The organism is Pseudomonas sp. KH_017, assembly GCF_057840285.1.
The window spans coordinates 2,371,012-2,387,345 of record NZ_CM174509.1 but is presented as its reverse complement, the minus strand read 5'-3'; the positions used below and the strand labels follow the sequence as shown (position 1 = coordinate 2,387,345).

Below are 16,334 nucleotides of genomic sequence, written 5' to 3'. Positions count from 1 at the left end.
CTCAGCGTGGGAAGCATCGGTATCTACACTGAACCTGACGGAGGTTACTTTTGGAGGCACCATGAAAATTTCGGCCAAACTGGCGTTTTTCGCCGTCGTCAGCACCCTCGCCTACCTCGCCCTGGCGATCTGGGGACTGGGTGGTTTCGCGGCTTACTTCAGCCACGGTGCACTGGTCGTCATTGCCCTGGCCACCCTGATCATGGCCGTCGTATCACTGTTCACCGAAGTCAACCTGAGCTCGGGGGAACGCGAAGACCGGGCCAATCGCTGGGTCATTCCGGCCTTCGGCGTGATCGGTTTACTGAGCGGCTTTCTGCCGGCCTATACCGACCGCATCGATTTCTGGACCTTTGGCGGTGAGGGTGTGCGCTGGCTCGGGGCGCTGTTGTTCATCGTCGGCGGCGCGCTGCGGTTGTGGCCGATGTTTGTGCTGGGCAAGCGTTTCAGCGGGCTGGTGGCCATTCAGCCGGGGCATCGACTGGTCACCGAGGGAATTTACCGCAACCTGCGCAACCCCAGTTATCTGGGGATGATGGTCATCGGCATGGGCTGGGCACTGGCCTTTCGTTCTGGTGTCGGGCTGATATTGGTGGCGCTGACGCTGATCCCGCTGATCGCGCGCATTCACTCGGAAGAGGCCTTGCTGAGGGCACAGTTCGGCAGCGAATACGAGGCCTATTGCGCCCGCAGCTGGCGGCTGATCCCCGGGCTTTACTGACAGGAACACTGATCCCCTGTGGGAGCGGGCTTGCTCGCGAAAGCGGAGTATCAGTCGACATTGCAAGTGCCTGACCCACCGCCTTCGCGAGCAAGCCCGCTCCCACAGGAGAAATGTGTCGTTCACAAAAACTGCAAACGAATCAGACCGTCGGCATCCACGCTCGCGGCAACCATGTCATAACTCGCCAACGTCCCATGCAACGTCTCGATCGGCTGCTCATGGGTCGCCGTGACAATCACCAAGTCCGCCCCCGCCGCCTCGGCTGCCAGAATTCCCACCGTGGCATCTTCAAAAACCAGGCACTGCCCAGGCTCGACACCCAGGCGCCGGGCTGCGAGGCGGTAACCCGCGGGGTCCGGTTTGCCGGCAGTCACATCCTCGGCGGTAATCATGACGGCAGGCTCGGGAATCCCCGCCGCCGCCATCCGCCGCAACGCCAGCTCCCGCGGGGCGGACGTGACGATGGCCCACTGACTGGCTGGCAATGACCGCAAGAACTTCGCCGCACCAGCCACTTCCAATACCCCCTCGACGTCGACGATTTCCGCTTCGGTAATCCACGCGGCTTCCGCCTCGGCATCCACCCCGGGCAAGCCCAGGCGCCTGATGGTGTCGATGGCGCGGGCACCGTGAATGGTCGGCAGGAAGCTGTCGACATCGACACCATGGCGCACGGCCCAGGTGGTCCAGACCCGCTCGGCGGCGGCAATGGACGTCAGGACCGTACCGTCCATGTCGAACAGAAAGGCACGGTAAGTCGAGTTGAATACAGAGTGATCGGACAAGGAAAAGAACCTCGCAGGTGCCAGACGGATTTGCCCGGCAATGTAGCATCTGCGCGCAGCTCAGTTGAGTCGTTTGGACTTGAAGGTCTGGCCCACGCAATCGAGCAGCCCGCCAATCATCCAGGGTTTCTTGATGAACGAGACCGCGTGCCGCACACCTGCGCTTTCAGGGGTTTCGAAGCCGGACATGATCATGATCGGCTTGTCCGGCCAGCGATCGCCGAACTGGTTGGCCAGGTCCGCACCATTGAGCGTGCCGGGCATGGTGATGTCTGTCAGCAGCATGCCCACCTGCGGTGCATGCTGTTCCAGATAGATCGCTGCCGCGTCCGCACTGATTTTCGGCTCGACGACAAAACCTTCCTCCTGAAGAATCTCACAGAGAAACTCCAGGATCAGCGGGTCATCCTCAACCACCAGAATCAACCCGCCAGGAAGATCCCCACCCGCCGTCGGTACTCGACTCATGACCGTGCCGCTCCCTGATTGCCTCAATGATTTCGCGGGTTCTGATCCGCTACCTAAAAGGTATGAGCAGCGGACTCGGCGGAAATTCATTTTTGATGCGACAAGGTGACTGGTATCAAGCATGCTAATCAATTTTGCCCATCAGGCGGCCCTGGATCACTTGATCGATGTCCTTTTGAGCGGCGACAAAAACCTGTGGGAGCGGGCTTGCTCGCGATGGCGTAGTGTCAGTCGCTATCAATGTTGACTGATACACCGCCTTCGCGAGCAAGCCCGCTCCCACAGGGGATTTCGGCTGTTTGGACTTACTGAGACATTTCGCTTTTTTTCATCGCATCCTTGGACATCGCGTCTTTTTTCATCGCGTCCTTGGACATTGCATCCTTGGACATGCTGTCTTTGGACATCGAATCGGTCTTCTTCATCGCGTCTTTCTTCATCGCATCTTTGGACATGGCGTCCTTGGACATCGAATCCTTGCTCATGCTGTCGTTGCTCATGGTGTCAGCGGCGAACACAGAGGCAGCACCAACGGCCAGGCACATGGACAGAACAACAGTGGTCAACTTTTTCATGATGAAACTCCTTGGAGCGTGGGTTGTGGAGGTGTGAAACGGCCAGGCACCCATCAGCTGCCACCGAACCAGTTGTAGCCCTGGTCTTCCCAGTAGCCGCCGCTGTAGGTATTGCTGACGAAGATCGCCTGAATGTGTTTGGGGTTCTTGTAGCCAAGCTTGGTGGGCATGCGCAGCTTCATCGGGAAGCCGTATTCGCGCGGCAGCACCACGCCATCCCAGGTCAGCGCCAGCAGGGTTTGCGCGTGCAGCGCGGTGGCCATGTCGATGCTGGTGTAGTAGTCGTCGGCGCATTTGAAGCCGACGTATTTGGCATTGGTGTCGGCGCCGATGCGCTTGAGGAAATCGCTGAAGCGCACGCCGCCCCAACGCCCGATGGCACTCCAACCCTCGACGCAAATGTGCCGGGTGATCTGCTCGGTCTGGGCCATGGCCCGCAGTTCTTCGAGGCGCCAGCTGCGCTTGTCGGCAACCAGCCCGGTGACTTCCAGGCGATAGCCCTCCTCCTCCACCGTCGGCGCTTCGTCGATGCCGTAGAAGGCATTGAAGGGAAACGGCCGAGTGATCATCGATTCGGGATAGGTCGGCGCCATCACGTTGGGGTTGAACAGCCAGCCCTGCACCCGGTCGTTGAAGCGCGACATGGACGACAGCGCGGTCTCAACGCTGTCGTTGTCGGTGATGTTGCAACCGGACAACATCGCCACGCCGCCAAGGGTCAGGCCGCGCAACAGGAACGAGCGGCGCGAGCGGTCTTCGATCTGTGGCGCGAGGATCTTGCGGGCGTCGGTCAGGATCGAAGCCTCGTCCAGTCCGGGTACCTGAATGCGCTTTTTCATACCTGCTCCTTGCGGCCGACGATCATGGCCAACAGCGTTTTTGGAACCAGTGCGACCATCACCAGATGCACCGCCACAAAGGCCACCAGCAATGCCATGGCGAAGAAGTGCACGCGGCGTGCGCCCTCGTAGCCGAACAGCAACTCACGCAGCAGCGGAAACTGCACCGACTTCCACAACACCAGCCCGGAGAGCACCAGCAGCAGGATGTCGACCATCACGAACAGGTATGCAAAACGCTGCACCTGGTTGTAATGACTCAGGTCGGCGTGCCCGAGTTTTCCGCGCAAGGCGGCCCACAGGTCATGCAGCACACCTTTGGGCGAAACCGGGAAGAAACGCCGCTTCAGGCGTCCGCTGAACAGGTTGAAGGCCAGGTAGATCAGACCGTTGATCGCCAAGAACCACATCGCCGCGAAATGCCATTGCAGCGCGCCTGCCAGCCAGCCACCGAGGGTGATCGAATTGGGAAAACTGAAATCGTAGATCGGCGAGGCGTTGTAGATGCGCCAGCCACTGGTGACCATCACCAGCACCGCCAAGGCGTTGAGCCAATGGGTCAGGCGTAGCCAGCGTGGATGACTGGACTTGGGTGAAGCAGTGCTCTGCGACATGTCCGGCTCCCGTTTGTTGTTGTTCGTTGGGGCCGAGTATGGGAGCCGGAAGATCGCCAAATCCTCACGTAAAGTTAAATTAAACGTGATAACTCGCATCCGAATGCGCCCCGGAATCCTGTGGGAGCGGGCTTGCTCGCGAATGCGTAGTGTCAGTCGCTATCGATGTTGGCCGACACACCGCTTTCGCGAGCAAGCCCGCTCCCACAGGGTTTTGTGTGGTCCGCCCATTGCGCAATTATGTTTAAATGCCGCCCCCCACAAATGACCGACCCGACCCGATGAACCCTGAAGCCCTCGCCACCCTCAACCAGCACCTGCTGACCGCCCTGGCGGCCGCCCCCGCCGAAACCCGCCGCCTGTTCCACGGCCGTGGCCGCTGCTGGCCGGGGCTGGAGCAAGTGACCGTGGACTGGTTGCAGGGCGTGGTGCTGGTAGCGCTGTTCAAGGAGCCGGAAGCGGCGCAGCTGGAAGACCTGAAGCAGGTGCTGATGGCGATCACCCAGTCTGAGCAGTGGGCAAAATCCGGTGCCCACACGCTGCTGTTGCAACATCGCTACCTGCTGCAAAGCACCACCGAGTGGCTGCTGGGGGACCTCATCGAGGAAATGACCATCACCGAGGGTGGCCTGAAGTACCGGGTGGACCTGGGCCGCAAGCAAAACACAGGGCTGTTCCTCGACATGCGCTACGGCCGCGATTGGGTCCGCGCCAATGCCGGGGGCAAACGGGTGCTGAACCTGTTCGCCTACACCTGTGGTTTCTCGGTGGCGGCCATCGAAGGCGGCGCGACGCATGTGGTCAACCTCGACATGTCCAGCCCGGCCCTGAGCCGTGGCCGCGACAACCACCGGCTCAACGGCCACGACCTGAGCAACGTGACCTTTCTCGGCCACGACCTGTTCAAGTCCTGGGGCAAGGTGATCGGCAAGGGGCCTTACGACCTGGTGATCATCGACCCGCCGTCGTTCCAGAAAGGCAGCTTTTTGCTGACCAAGGATTACCAGCGTGTGCTGCGCCGCTTGCCGGAATTGCTCGGCCCTCAGGGTACCGTGCTGGCGTGCATGAACGACCCGGCGTTTGGTGCCGATTTCCTGATTGATGGCGTGACCCGTGAGGCGCCGAGCTTGCGGTTTGAGCAGCGGCTGGAGAATCCGCCGGAGTTTCCGGATGCGGATGTGGAGTGTGGGTTGAAGGCGTTGGTGTTCAAGCTCGGCAGCTGAACAACAAAAGATCGCAGCCTTCGGCAGTTCCACAGAGTCACGCGAACACATCGTGTTAAAAATCGCCAAGGCAATTTTTTCAGTCTATGCGCACTTGCGTATTAGGCGGTTTGATTAGGATAGTGTGCCCAACACCTACAGATTGAGCGCATTTTGAAGCGACTTTGGCTTAAGTGTTGATCTTGTTCCACTGGACACTGCCGGATCAACACTACTAGCTTCTTCAATCGAAGCGCGAACTGAAAGCCTCACATCAACGTAAAAATCAGCCATACTGAAAAACTTTTCTCCATCCTCAGTAAAAAACTTGATCACTTCGGGATCTTGCCTAAAACCCGTAGCGACAAGCTTTAAATCGTCCATAATTCTTTTTGTTGACTTACCGTTGGGGGTTTCATTAAGAAAAATCTCCATTCTTTCTTGGGAAGTACCTTCCGCCTCATGCATCACCCTGAGCGTATCCTGATTTATGACAAACTCTCTTTTCATAACAAACGGAAGAAATCCAAAAAAATCATTCTTCCGAGAAACGGCAGCATACTGATACTTCGCCACATCGCTTGCAAAATACTCACGCGTCTCACTTTCCTTATAATTTGATTTAAAAACCCACTCATCCATATAGTATGAATTTTTAAATTCATCTTCCTCGCCGTACACCGATTCAATTGTCGCCTCATCCAGGATAAATGAGTGCTTCATTTTATTAACAACAAAATCACTTCGCCTTTTTTTCTCTTCATCGAAAGTTTCATATCGCCTATACAAATCAGGGTCAAAATTTTTAGTTTCCGCTCCAGTGGCCACAATAACCTTGAAAGCAAACCTCCATAATTTTATGGCACTTTCCCTGTCCAGGCCTTTCTGATCAAAAAACACTACCGGATTATTTTTTACCATTAAGTACCTGTTGGGTCCGCAGATATCACCAGCCGGATCCGGACAAACCCAGCGCTGCAACCACGACGCGTAATACCGATAGCCATAGTAATAAAGCCCAGTCGCATCCCGTTCCTTGCCCGAATAGCGAATGGTCTTGTACTGCGCCACCAGCGTACTTTTCCCCGCCCAGCAGGCCGTGCCGCCAAAGGGGTAATAGTGTTCCTGGGTCAGCATGCCCGCCTCGTCATCCAGTTCCAGGGTGCTGGAGCCGAGGTGATCGCTGAGGCTGTAGCGCAACTGGTCACTGTGCGCACCTTCGGGCCAGTGCAGCGCCCGCACGTTACTGCGCCCGGCTTCGACGCTGATGACGTGATGTTCTTCGCCATCGGCCTGGCGGTGGATTTCCAGACCGGGGAGGTAACGGACTTCGCTGCGCAGGGTGCGGCCACTGCTGTGGGCGAATCCCGTTTTGCGCAAGCGGTGGCCGGGGCGATCGTAGCGGTAGCATTCGTAGTCGTCAGACTCGGTTTCGCGGTTGACCAACGTCACACGGCTCAATTGATTGCGGCTGTCCCAGAGCATGGCCTGCCCGCGTTGCAGCTCCCGTTGATTGCCACCGGCATCGAAACCCGACGCGATTTCAGGTTCTCCCGGCAGCGAGCCGTCGTCCCGTTGCGCCAGGCTGCGGTTGCTTCGCGCCGACGTAAACATCGAAAACCCGGGCGCATCGCGGTGCTGGCGGCTGATCAAGTTCCCGCCCCGATCGTACTCGAAGCGCTGGGTGTAATTGCGCCGCTGGTTGGGGTCCAGCGGTGTGGGCAGCAGTGTCGGCAGCGCCGGGCCATGGCTCGGCTGGCTGACCTCCCAGCCCCGGGCTTCGACCAGTTGATACAGGCTGTCGTAGCGGTAGCGGTTGATCGGCTCGATACGCTGGTTGTTGAAATGGCTGACGGCTTGGGACTCGTCGTGCAGTTTGACGATATTTCCCACCGGGTCGTAGACGTAGTTCAGGTCCTGCAACGGTTTTTGACTCCCGACTGCCGCTACCAGCCGGATCAGCCGGATCAGCCGGATCAGCCGGCCGTTTTCGGCAGCGTACTCGATGAGGGTCAGCACGCCATTGCCAGCGGTTTCGCATTCGACCTGATCCTGGGCGTTGTAGCGAATGTCGTGGACCAAGGATTGTCGCTGCTTGTTCTCACCGGCCATTTGCAGCCAGACCTCATTCGGTTTGCCCGCCACGTCGTAGCCAAAGGTGCGAACGTTGCCCATGGCATCGGTTTGTTCCTGAAGCTCGCCGGTGGGATTGAAGGTGTGGCGGGTGATGAATAATTGAGCTTCCAGAAACTCATCCCGCGCCCCGGGCTCGACGGGCCAATCGGGAGTTTCAGGCTCGAGGAGTAAGCGCTGCTCTTCAACCAGCACGGCACCGGCGAGCCCGTAGTCAGCAGCCCAGTGTGTCCCTGCCGGGTGGTCATGGCGGATCATCTGTCCGCACTGGTTGTGCGCTGCGTACGCGGGTTCGGGGCCACCATAGGTCAAGCGTTCCACCACACGAGGTCGTTCCCCCGCGGCCTGTTCCGTGACGGTGACGGGCCGCTGTTGTTCGTCAAACTCGGTGTGACGCTGACTGCCTCGTGCATCCCAGAACGAGAGAGATAACCCAACCTGGTCCAGCACACTCAACTGCCACCCGGCATCGACGCTGTCCGTCAACAACGGTTGGCCGCTCAAGCCGTAGACCGTGGCCAAGTTCGGCTTCGGCGCCGTGCCCCACAACCGCGGGTCCCACGATTCGATCAACCGCCCCGCCGCGTCGAAGCGTTGCCGGGTGATGCGTGAATCAATCTCCGGGCTGTCGGGATGGCGGCAATAGCCGACGCTGCGAACCGTCAGGGCGCGTGGATCGATGACCGACAGCGTCGGTGTCGCGGCGTGGTGGTGAGCGTTCACGGCATTGATGGTCCTTCGCTTTGACTGAGGCAAGACTGGGCCTTTTTTGGCCGGAGCGGAACTGTAAGAAGTTACAGGTCGGCGCTTGTGAAATCGCCATCGCGAGCAGGCTGCTAACCAATGATTACCAGCGCGTACTGCGCCGATTGCCGGAATTGCTCAGCCCTCAAGGTACCGTGCTGGCCTGCATGAACGACCCGGCGTTTGGTGCCGACTTCCTGATCGATGGCGTGACCCGTGAGGCTCCGAGCCTGCAGTTTGAGCAGCGGCTGGAGAATCCGCCGGAGTTTCCGGATGCTGATGTGGAGTGCGGGTTGAAGGCGTTGGTGTTCAAGTTGCAAGGCTAAAAGTTCGCAGCCTGGACACCATTAATGCGGATTCCGTATCCCTTCGACCTTGTAGTGAACGCCACCTTGGTGGCTCAACATCAGACGGTAAGCTCCCCGCCCGGTAGTTCCAGGAAACCCCCGCAGATCCGCTGACCACAAACCGTCCTGATGGCGATGCCAATTGACCGCTCCAGTGCGGCGCTCACGCAAACTGTTGATCGTTGAGGAAACGCTTTTGTGGCGAGGGTCAGTCGGATCATCCAGGATTGAATCCACCGCTCGGGTATCAATTTCCCAGTGCTGGATGGATGCTGGTGCCGCTGATGATGTGGCCGAGCCCAAACTGGAGTGTGATTTTTTTCCAACCTTGCGCACGCTCGCGACAGAGGTGGCACTTGCTACATCAAATGATTCAACGTGGGGAGACTGCTCAGTGGATGATTGCTCACTCGGCGTATCTCGAATTAACAGCATGCTGTAGCCCAGCCGTTTGAGCCCTTTAACTGGATTTTTTTCCGTGCTAAGGACGCGCCATGCTTTATCAGCGTTGTTTTCGGGGCCCGTATACCCAAAGATTTTTCCTGTTTGCGTACAGAAAAGTCTAAGCATTACCCCATCGTTCCCTGAAATATTACGATGGTCAAAAGCAAAGTTCGAAAACCTCGCAGCTTCCTCCCGCGTCAGCTTTTCGTGTTCTGCAAGACTGCTAGCCAGATTTCTAATGTTCTGACCAAACTGCCGTTCCACTACGTCGGAATTGGCGGCTACAGCCTCTGGTCGTAACTGTAGATACTCGTGCGTTCGCACAATCCCGAACAGCGCCCCACCCAGCAGGGCCCCGACTGAAGCACCTGTCATGGCATTGCCCGCCAACCAACCCAATCCGGCCCCGATCAAGGTCAGCAAGAACACGAGAATGACCCCTCCAAAAATCTGGGTGCCCGTAACCTGTTCTCCGTTCAACCCGAATCGATCAGCGAATATGATTGGGTTGTTGCCCACCATTGCATAACGATTGGGACCATCCACTTCCCCGGCCGGATCCGGACAAACCCAGCGCTGCAACCACGGTGCGTAATACCGATAGCCATAGAAATAAAGCCCGGTCGCATCCCGCTCCTTGCCCGAATAGCGGATGGTCTTGTACTGCGCCACCAACGCACTTCTACCCGCCCAGCACGCCGTGCCGCCATAGGGGTAATAGTGTTCCTGGGTCAGCACGCCCGCTTCACCGTCCAGTTCCAGGGTGCTGGAACCGAGGTGATCACTGAGGCTGTAGCGCAGTTGATCGTTGTGCGCACCTTCGGGCCAATGCAGCGCCCGCACGTTGCTGCGCCCGGCTTCGACGCTGATGACGTGATGTTCTTCGCCGTCGGCCTGACGGTGGATTTCCAGACCGGGGAGGTAACGGACTTCGCTGCGCAGGGTGCGGCCACTGCTGTGGGCGAATCCCGTTTTGCGCAAGCGATGGCCGGGGCGGTCGTAGCGGTAGCATTCGTAGTCGTCGGGCTCGGTTTCGCGTTTGACTATTGTCACGCGGCTCAATTGATTGCGACTGTCCCAGAGCATGGCTTGCCCGCGTTGCAGTTCCTGTTGATTGCCACCGGCATCAAAACCCGAGTCGATATCTGGCTCGCCCGGTAGCGAGCCGTCATCGCGTTGCGCGAGGCTACGATTGCTTCGTGCCGAGGTGAACATCGAAAACCCGGGCGCATCACTGTGCTGGCGGGTGATCAAATTCCCGCCCCGGTCGTACTCGAAGCGTTGGGTGTAATTGCGCCGCTGGTTGGGGTCCAGCGGTGTGGGTAGCAGTGTCGGCAGGGCCGGGCCATGACTCGGCTGGCTGACCTCCCAGCCCTGGGCTTCGACCAGTTGATACAGGCTGTCGTAGCGGTAGCGATTGATCGGGTCGATGCGCTGGTTGTTGAAATGGCTGACGGCTTGGGACTGGTCGTGCAGCTCGACGATGTTGCCCACCGGGTCGTAGACGTAGTTCAGGTCCTGCAACGGTTTTTGACTCCCGACTGCCGCTACCAGCCGGATCAGCCGGCCGTCATCGGCAGCGTACTCGGCACGGGTCAGCACGCCATTGCCGGCGCTTTCGCGTTCAACCTGATCCTGGGCGTTGTAGCGGATGTCGTTGACCAAGGATTGCGGCTGCTTGTTCTCACCGGCCATTTGCAGCGAAGCCTCACTCAACTTGCCCGCCACGTCATAGGTAAAGGTTCTGACGTTGCCCATGGCATCGGTTTGTTCCTGAAGCTCACCAGTGGGATTGAAGGTGTGGCGGGTGATGAATGATTGGGCTTCCAGGTACTCATCTCTGGCATCGAATTCGGGCGGCCAGTCGGGTGTTTCAAGTTCGAGAAGCAAGCGTTGCTCTTCAACCAGTACCGAACCGGCGAGCCCGTAGTCGGCAGCCCAGTGTGTGCCTGCCGGGCGGTCATGACGGATCACCTGCCCGCATTGGTTGTGCGCTGCGTACGCGGGTTCTAAGCCACCATAGGTCAAGCGTTCCACCACGCGAGGTCGCTCCCCCGCATCCTGTTCCGTAACGGTGACGGGCCGCTGTTGTTCGTCGAACTCGGTGTGACGCTGACTGCCTCGTGCATCCCAGAACGAGAGAGGTAACCCAACCTGGTCCAGCACACTCAACTGCCAACCGGCATCGACGCTGTCCGTCAGCAACGGTTGCCCACTCAAGCCGTAGACCGTGGTCAGGTTCGGCTTCGGCGCCGTACCCCACAACCGAGGGTCCCACGACTCGACCAACCGCCCCGCCACGTCGAAGCGTTGCCGGGTGATGCGTGGATCAATGACCACGCTGTCGGGATGGCGGCAATAGCCCACGCTGCGAACCGTCAGGGCGCGTGGATCGATGACCGACAACGTCGGTGTCGCGGTGTGGTGATGAGCGTTCACGGCATTGACGGTCCTTCGCTCTGACTGAGGACAGACTGGGCCTTTTTTCGCCGGGCCGAAACTGTAAGAAGTTACAGGTCGGCGCCTGTGACATCGCCATGGTGGGCAAAGCTTTTTCCATTCAAGCGGATGAGACGCAGGGCTGCCGATTCAACGCGGCTGCAACACCAGCGCAAACAACTCGCCATGCCCGTTCACGTTGAGCTTGTGATAGAGGTTGCGCCGATGCACTTTCACCGTTTCCGGGGAGATGCCCAATTGCTGGGCGATGGCCTTGCTGGAAAAACCCTGGAGAATCAGGCGCGCGGTTTCGATTTCCCGCAGCGTCAGGCGTGCGTCGAAGCGATCGAGCAAGGTCGCCAGGTCGCCGGCCGGTGGTTCGGCGGCCGGCCCTTCCGGCGGCAGCAAATCCAGGTGTCGGCGCATCGCCGCCAGCGCCCAGTCACGCACGCACAGCAGGCGGCCCTGTTCCTCGAGGCTGAAGCGTGTCGAACGCCCCAGGGACAGGCCGAGCACGGCGCCATCGACGTTGACCATGAACTGCAACTCGTCCCCACCGACTACGGTGCTGAAGTAACTCAGGTAGTACTCACTGTGCTGGAACTGGTCCGGGGCCACCGATTCGAGGCTGTGCAAGCCGTCGGCGATGCCCGCGCAAGCGGCTTGGTAGAACGGATCGAGCAGGTACATGCCAGCGCTGTAGTCCGCCAGTTCTTCATGGTCTTCGGTGCTGCCCGTGGCGTCGAAGTCAATCAGCAGGCGCGGCACATGGCCCGGGCGCATCAGCGCTACCAAAGCGTTGTCCAGCGGCACCAGCAAGCGCAGGGTATCGACCAGCGCACGCCAGAAGCTGTCCCGCCCCACCGCCGTGAAGACCCGCGCCAGCCCCTGGTGCACCGGCAACTCTTTCAACAACGCGTCCACGCACTACCCCTTTTGAGTAACCCATGATGGGAATGGGTGAAGGCCACCCCGGTCGATACGCTGCAAACTCCTGATTACCACCGGCCGCAACAGGCCAGGAGTGCCGCATCATGAGTCGTCACCGCTTGTATTTCAATCTGGGGTTTGGCGCCTGCCTGGCGGTGTCGCTGTCGGCTTTTGCGGTCGAAGCCCCGACCGTGCACGTGTACAACTGGTACGACTACATCGGCCCGACCACCTTGCAGGACTTCAAGCGTGACACCGGGATTGCGCCGGTCTACGACACCTTCGACAGCGCCGAAGTGCTGGAAGGCAAGTTGCTCACCAGCCGTAGCGGCTACGACGTGGTGGTTGCCAGCAACTTCAGTTTGCCCACGCTGATCAAGGCCGGTGCCCTCGCCCCCCTGCCCCGTGCTCAGATGCCGGATTTCAAGAACATGGACAGCGAACTGCTGGCAAAACTGGCCAACAACGATCCGGGCAACCAGTACGCCGTGCCCTACCTGTGGGGCACCAACGGCATCGGCTACAACATCGACAAAGTGCGCGCACTGCTGGGTGACAAGGCGCCGGTGGATTCCTGGGATCTGGTGTTCAAGGAAGATAACCTGGCCAGGCTCAGCGAATGCGGCGTAGCCATGCTCGACTCGCCCTCGGAGATGCTGCCGGTGGCCCTGCACTACCTCGGCCTGCCGCCCAACAGCACCAACCCCGAAGACTACAAGAAGGCCGAAGCGCTGCTGCTCAAGTTGCGCCCGCACATCGCCTACTTCAACTCGTCGAAGTTCATCAGCGACCTGTCCAACGGCAACATCTGCGTGGCGGTGGGCTGGTCCGGCGCGATGCTCGAAGCCAAGACCACCGCCGAGCAGGCCGGCAACGGCGTGAAGATCGCCTACAGCTTGCCGAAGGAAGGCGCGCCGGTGTGGTTCGACACGCTGGTACTGCTCAAGGACGCACCGCACCCGGAACAAGGGATGGCCTTCATCGACTACCTGATGCGCCCTGAAGTCATCGCCCCGGTCAGCGACCACCTCAACTATCCCAATGGCAACCGTAGCGCGACCACGCTGGTGGCCGAAGCGACCCGCAGCAACCCGGCGGTTTATCCACCCGCCGAAGCCATGGCCACCTTGTTCACCCTCCAGCCCCTGCCGCCCGCTACCGAGCGCGTGCGCACGCGGATCTGGAGCAAGGTCAAGAACGGACAGTGAATCCACTGCATTTCCCTGTGGGAGCGGGCTTGCTCCGGGCGGCGATCCGACGAAAGCGGTGGATCAGCAAAAATTGATAGCGACTGACACTACGCCTTCGCGAGCAAGCCCGCTCCCACATTGGGATTGTGGTGCCCGGAACATCCCTTTTTCTGCCACGATTTGAAGATGAGAAAACCATGAAACCACGTGCCCGTGACCTGAACATCCCGATCGGCCAACTGCAACCCGGCCCGCTCAATGCCATCACCGACGTCCCCGGCGTACGCGTCGGCCACAGCAATGTACGAGGCCGCACCGCCAATGGCCGCGACATCCTCACCGGCGTCACCGTCATCGAACCGCGCGCCGGCTCCACCAGTCAGCAACCCTGCTTTGCCGGTGTGCATGTGCTCAACGGCAACGGCGATGCCACGGGGCTGGAGTGGATACGCGAGGCCGGCTTGCTGACCAGCCCCATCGCCTTCACCAACACCCACAGCCTGGGCGTGGTGCGCGACGCGCTGATCGTGCTAGACCGCGAGCAGCAGCCGGATGACGGACGCCTGTACTGGAACATGCCGGTGGTGCTGGAAACCTTCGACGGCCTGCTCAACGACATCAACGGCTTTCACGTGAAGCCTGAACACGTGGCCCAGGCCGTGCATTCAGCGACGGGCGGCCCGGTGGCCGAAGGCAATGTCGGCGGTGGCAGCGGCATGATCTGCCACGAATTCAAGGGCGGTATTGGCACCGCCTCGCGCCGCTTGAGCAGTGTCCAGGGCGGCTGGACGGTGGGGGCGATCGTCCAGGCCAACCATGGCATTCGCAATGAATTGCGCGTGGATGGCTACCCGGTCGGGCGCTACATGGAACAGGTCGATTCGCCGTTCCTCAAGGCCTCGCTGCCCCATCCGGGCATGGGTTCGATCGTGGTCTGCCTGGCCACCGATGCGCCGCTGCTGCCACACCAGTGCACCCGCCTGGCCCAGCGCGCCAGCCTCGGCCTGGCCCGCACCGGCGGCGGTAATGAAGACCACAGCGGCGACATTTTCATCGCCTTCGCCACCGGTAACGACCACGTGCCACCGGCTGCCTACGAGAGCAAGAAAGCACCGACCACCGACAACCTGAGCATGGTCAACAACGACCACATCAGCGAGCTGCTCCTGGCCGCCACCGAAGCCGTGGAAGAAGCCATCATCAATGCCCTGCTTGCCGCCGAAACGGCCGAAGGCAACGGGCATGGGGTGCAGGGGCTGGATGCCGAGACCTTGCTCAAGGCGTTGCGCCGCGCCGGCTGGCCGGGGGATGCGACTAGCGGTACTTGAGTGAAACACTAGGTCTTTTTAGGATGAACTTACGCAGCCGTTTGCTTGTGCAAACCGCTGCGTAGGTGGTGAGTGCACTGAACCCCTATCAAGCTCACCGCTTGCTTCATGCGCATCTTGAGCCTCACGGCTCCACTTCCTCCCCATCAAGAGCTTTGAGGCTCTTTTTTTACCTGCGAAAACCAACACATTCCCCTGTGGGAGCGGGCTTGCTCGCGAAGGCGTCGTGTCAGTCGCCATGAATGTTAGCTGACACACCGCTTTCGCGAGCAAGCCCGCTCCCACAGGGGGGGATTTTCATTGAGGCTCGCCGGTGCACAACGACCGCCACGCCGCCTGCGCCAGCACGTCCCGGTACGCCTTCGGGCTGCCCTTGACCCGGCCCGACAACCAGGCGCGGCAGTAACTGTCTGCCTGGCCGACGATCAGCGACGGGATCAACTCCGCCGGCAAACTCCCCAGTTCATTACCCTGTGCCCCCAGCCACTCCAGCAACTGCTTGTTGCGCGTCTTGTTGCGGGTGGCGAGTTCATCCTTGAACGGCCCCTTGGTAACGGCAAACCGCGCGTGGTACTGGAAACGCGCCCACTCCGGCTGGCTATCGACCCAGTCCACATAGCTGTGCACCAGCGCATGCACCCCCGCTTGAGTGGTTTTGGCCTCAGCCAGGTAGCTGTCGCGCAAGCGGGCCTGATCATCGAGGGCGGTAAAAAACAGCGCCGCCACCAAGCCTTCCTTGTTGCCGAAATGGTGATAGATCGCGCCGACACTGGTATCGCATTCGGCGCGGATCATTTCGATGGTGGTGGCCTCGATCCCCTGTTCGTTGAACAGGCCCAAGGCCTTTCTGAAGATGTCGCGCTTGAGTTCGGCGCGTCGTCCGGGGTAGCAGCGTTCGAGCAGATCGGCGGTTTCCATGCGCAAAGACAGTCCGGAAAAGTCATCGGTGGGAGCTGGCGGTTGCCAGCGAACAAGTGGCGCTAGGTTGACAGATTTCCCTTCGACAGAATACTGTTCCGTCACAGAACTTTATTCTGTTACGGAATATTATTCTGCAACCTGTCATCCTCGAGAGGCATCAAAATGAGTCAGTTCCTCAGCATGTTCAGCAGCGCCGGTCCAGAAGCATTCAGCAAAATGGCCTGCCAGGTGGCGCCCTACTTCTCCACCATCAACCCGTTGGTCAAGGATTTGCGCAAAGGCAGCGCCACCGTGCACGTGCCGTTTGCCCGGGAGATCACCAATCATTTGGGGACGGTGCATGCGATTGCCATGTGCAACGCCGCCGAACTGGCCGCCGGGATGATGACCGACGTTTCCATTCCCGCCGGCGCACGCTGGATCCCCAAAGGCATGACTGTGGAATACCTGGCCAAGGCCAAGAGCGATGTGACGGCGGTGGCCGAGGGGAATGCGGTGGATTGGACCACCGAAGGCGACAAGATCGTGCCGGTGGACATTCACGATGCCGAGGGCAAGAAGGTGTTCACGGCGCGGATAACCATGAATGTGAAGCTGTCCTGACACTGATTGAAAGGACAGGTAAAGCGCGGACCAATGTGGGAGCGGGCT

At 59.7% G+C, this 16,334-nt stretch carries 14 protein-coding genes and 1 pseudogene; 6 read left to right on the top strand and 9 right to left on the bottom strand.

Annotated features, from left to right (window positions below):
- The first annotated feature begins 61 nt into the window (after positions 1-61).
- Complete coding sequence (locus AC3IT6_RS10835; protein WP_489355385.1) at positions 62-721, top strand: methyltransferase family protein; 660 nt, start codon at positions 62-64, stop codon at positions 719-721.
- Between the two features lie 122 nt (positions 722-843).
- On the opposite strand, the gene AC3IT6_RS10830 is transcribed toward AC3IT6_RS10835, so the two are convergent.
- The 5 genes from AC3IT6_RS10830 to AC3IT6_RS10810 all read right to left on the bottom strand — a co-directional run bounded on the left by AC3IT6_RS10830 (position 844) and on the right by AC3IT6_RS10810 (position 4,005).
- Positions 844-1,509: an HAD family hydrolase gene (locus tag AC3IT6_RS10830; RefSeq protein ID WP_489355383.1), complete on the bottom strand. Its 666-nt coding sequence runs from the start codon at positions 1,507-1,509 to the stop codon at positions 844-846.
- A 60-nt stretch (positions 1,510-1,569) separates the two neighbouring features.
- Positions 1,570-1,977: a response regulator gene (locus AC3IT6_RS10825; protein WP_489316412.1), complete on the bottom strand. Its 408-nt coding sequence runs from the start codon at positions 1,975-1,977 to the stop codon at positions 1,570-1,572.
- Positions 1,978-2,282: 305 nt separating this feature from the next.
- On the bottom strand, positions 2,283-2,552 hold the full coding sequence (locus AC3IT6_RS10820) for a pentapeptide MXKDX repeat protein (protein WP_460157254.1): 270 nt from the start codon (positions 2,550-2,552) through the stop codon (positions 2,283-2,285).
- A 53-nt stretch (positions 2,553-2,605) separates the two neighbouring features.
- The gene (locus AC3IT6_RS10815; protein WP_489355381.1) at positions 2,606-3,391 is read right to left on the bottom strand and encodes a molybdopterin-dependent oxidoreductase; all 786 of its coding nucleotides are present in this window, start codon (positions 3,389-3,391) and stop codon (positions 2,606-2,608) included.
- A complete protein-coding gene (locus AC3IT6_RS10810; protein WP_458371098.1) occupies positions 3,388-4,005 on the bottom strand; it encodes a cytochrome b/b6 domain-containing protein in 618 nt (205 codons plus the stop codon). Before AC3IT6_RS10810 ends, AC3IT6_RS10815 begins: the two co-directional genes overlap by 4 nt.
- Positions 4,006-4,286: 281 nt before the next feature.
- On the opposite strand from AC3IT6_RS10810, the gene AC3IT6_RS10805 reads away from it, so the two are divergent.
- The gene (locus tag AC3IT6_RS10805) at positions 4,287-5,228 is read left to right on the top strand and encodes a class I SAM-dependent methyltransferase (RefSeq protein ID WP_489355378.1); all 942 of its coding nucleotides are present in this window, start codon (positions 4,287-4,289) and stop codon (positions 5,226-5,228) included.
- Between the two features lie 135 nt (positions 5,229-5,363).
- Here AC3IT6_RS10805 and AC3IT6_RS10800 read toward each other — a convergent pair whose 3' ends face one another.
- A complete protein-coding gene (locus tag AC3IT6_RS10800) occupies positions 5,364-8,063 on the bottom strand; it encodes an RHS repeat domain-containing protein (RefSeq protein WP_489355376.1) in 2,700 nt (899 codons plus the stop codon).
- A gap of 104 nt (positions 8,064-8,167) precedes the next feature.
- On the opposite strand from AC3IT6_RS10800, the pseudogene AC3IT6_RS10795 reads away from it, so the two are divergent.
- A pseudogene (locus tag AC3IT6_RS10795) lies at positions 8,168-8,410 on the top strand (class I SAM-dependent methyltransferase); the annotation flags it as partial.
- A 21-nt stretch (positions 8,411-8,431) separates the two neighbouring features.
- On the opposite strand, the gene AC3IT6_RS10790 reads toward AC3IT6_RS10795, so the two are convergent.
- The gene (locus tag AC3IT6_RS10790) at positions 8,432-11,314 is read right to left on the bottom strand and encodes an RHS repeat-associated core domain-containing protein (RefSeq protein WP_489355374.1); all 2,883 of its coding nucleotides are present in this window, start codon (positions 11,312-11,314) and stop codon (positions 8,432-8,434) included.
- Positions 11,315-11,464: 150 nt separating this feature from the next.
- A complete protein-coding gene (locus AC3IT6_RS10785; RefSeq protein ID WP_489355372.1) occupies positions 11,465-12,238 on the bottom strand; it encodes a helix-turn-helix transcriptional regulator in 774 nt (257 codons plus the stop codon).
- Positions 12,239-12,348: 110 nt separating this feature from the next.
- On the opposite strand from AC3IT6_RS10785, the gene AC3IT6_RS10780 reads away from it, so the two are divergent.
- Positions 12,349-13,452 (top strand): extracellular solute-binding protein, encoded by a 1,104-nt coding sequence (locus tag AC3IT6_RS10780; protein ID WP_489355370.1) that lies wholly within the window; start codon positions 12,349-12,351, stop codon positions 13,450-13,452.
- A gap of 179 nt (positions 13,453-13,631) precedes the next feature.
- Positions 13,632-14,762: a DmpA family aminopeptidase gene (locus AC3IT6_RS10775; RefSeq protein WP_489355368.1), complete on the top strand. Its 1,131-nt coding sequence runs from the start codon at positions 13,632-13,634 to the stop codon at positions 14,760-14,762.
- A 297-nt stretch (positions 14,763-15,059) separates the two neighbouring features.
- Here AC3IT6_RS10775 and AC3IT6_RS10770 read toward each other — a convergent pair whose 3' ends face one another.
- Positions 15,060-15,680: a TetR/AcrR family transcriptional regulator gene (locus AC3IT6_RS10770; RefSeq protein WP_489355366.1), complete on the bottom strand. Its 621-nt coding sequence runs from the start codon at positions 15,678-15,680 to the stop codon at positions 15,060-15,062.
- A gap of 165 nt (positions 15,681-15,845) precedes the next feature.
- Between AC3IT6_RS10770 and AC3IT6_RS10765 the strand changes: the two genes are divergently transcribed.
- Positions 15,846-16,286, top strand: a complete 441-nt coding sequence (locus tag AC3IT6_RS10765; RefSeq protein ID WP_458371089.1) for a hotdog fold domain-containing protein — start codon at positions 15,846-15,848, stop codon at positions 16,284-16,286.
- Positions 16,287-16,334: the final 48 nt, after the last annotated feature.

Excerpts from the sequence above, each read along its gene's own strand:
- AC3IT6_RS10815 (WP_489355381.1), bottom strand. The coding sequence starts at position 3,391 with ATGAAAAAGCGCATTCAGGTACCCGGACTGGACGAGGCTTCGATCCTG.
- AC3IT6_RS10770 (WP_489355366.1), bottom strand. The coding sequence starts at position 15,680 with ATGGAAACCGCCGATCTGCTCGAACGCTGCTACCCCGGACGACGCGCC.
- AC3IT6_RS10810 (WP_458371098.1), bottom strand. The coding sequence starts at position 4,005 with ATGTCGCAGAGCACTGCTTCACCCAAGTCCAGTCATCCACGCTGGCTA.
- AC3IT6_RS10805 (WP_489355378.1), top strand. The coding sequence starts at position 4,287 with ATGAACCCTGAAGCCCTCGCCACCCTCAACCAGCACCTGCTGACCGCC.
- AC3IT6_RS10775 (WP_489355368.1), top strand. The coding sequence starts at position 13,632 with ATGAAACCACGTGCCCGTGACCTGAACATCCCGATCGGCCAACTGCAA.
- AC3IT6_RS10765 (WP_458371089.1), top strand. The coding sequence starts at position 15,846 with ATGAGTCAGTTCCTCAGCATGTTCAGCAGCGCCGGTCCAGAAGCATTC.
- AC3IT6_RS10835 (WP_489355385.1), top strand. The coding sequence starts at position 62 with ATGAAAATTTCGGCCAAACTGGCGTTTTTCGCCGTCGTCAGCACCCTC.
- AC3IT6_RS10820 (WP_460157254.1), bottom strand. The coding sequence starts at position 2,552 with ATGAAAAAGTTGACCACTGTTGTTCTGTCCATGTGCCTGGCCGTTGGT.
- AC3IT6_RS10780 (WP_489355370.1), top strand. The coding sequence starts at position 12,349 with ATGAGTCGTCACCGCTTGTATTTCAATCTGGGGTTTGGCGCCTGCCTG.
- AC3IT6_RS10825 (WP_489316412.1), bottom strand. The coding sequence starts at position 1,977 with ATGAGTCGAGTACCGACGGCGGGTGGGGATCTTCCTGGCGGGTTGATT.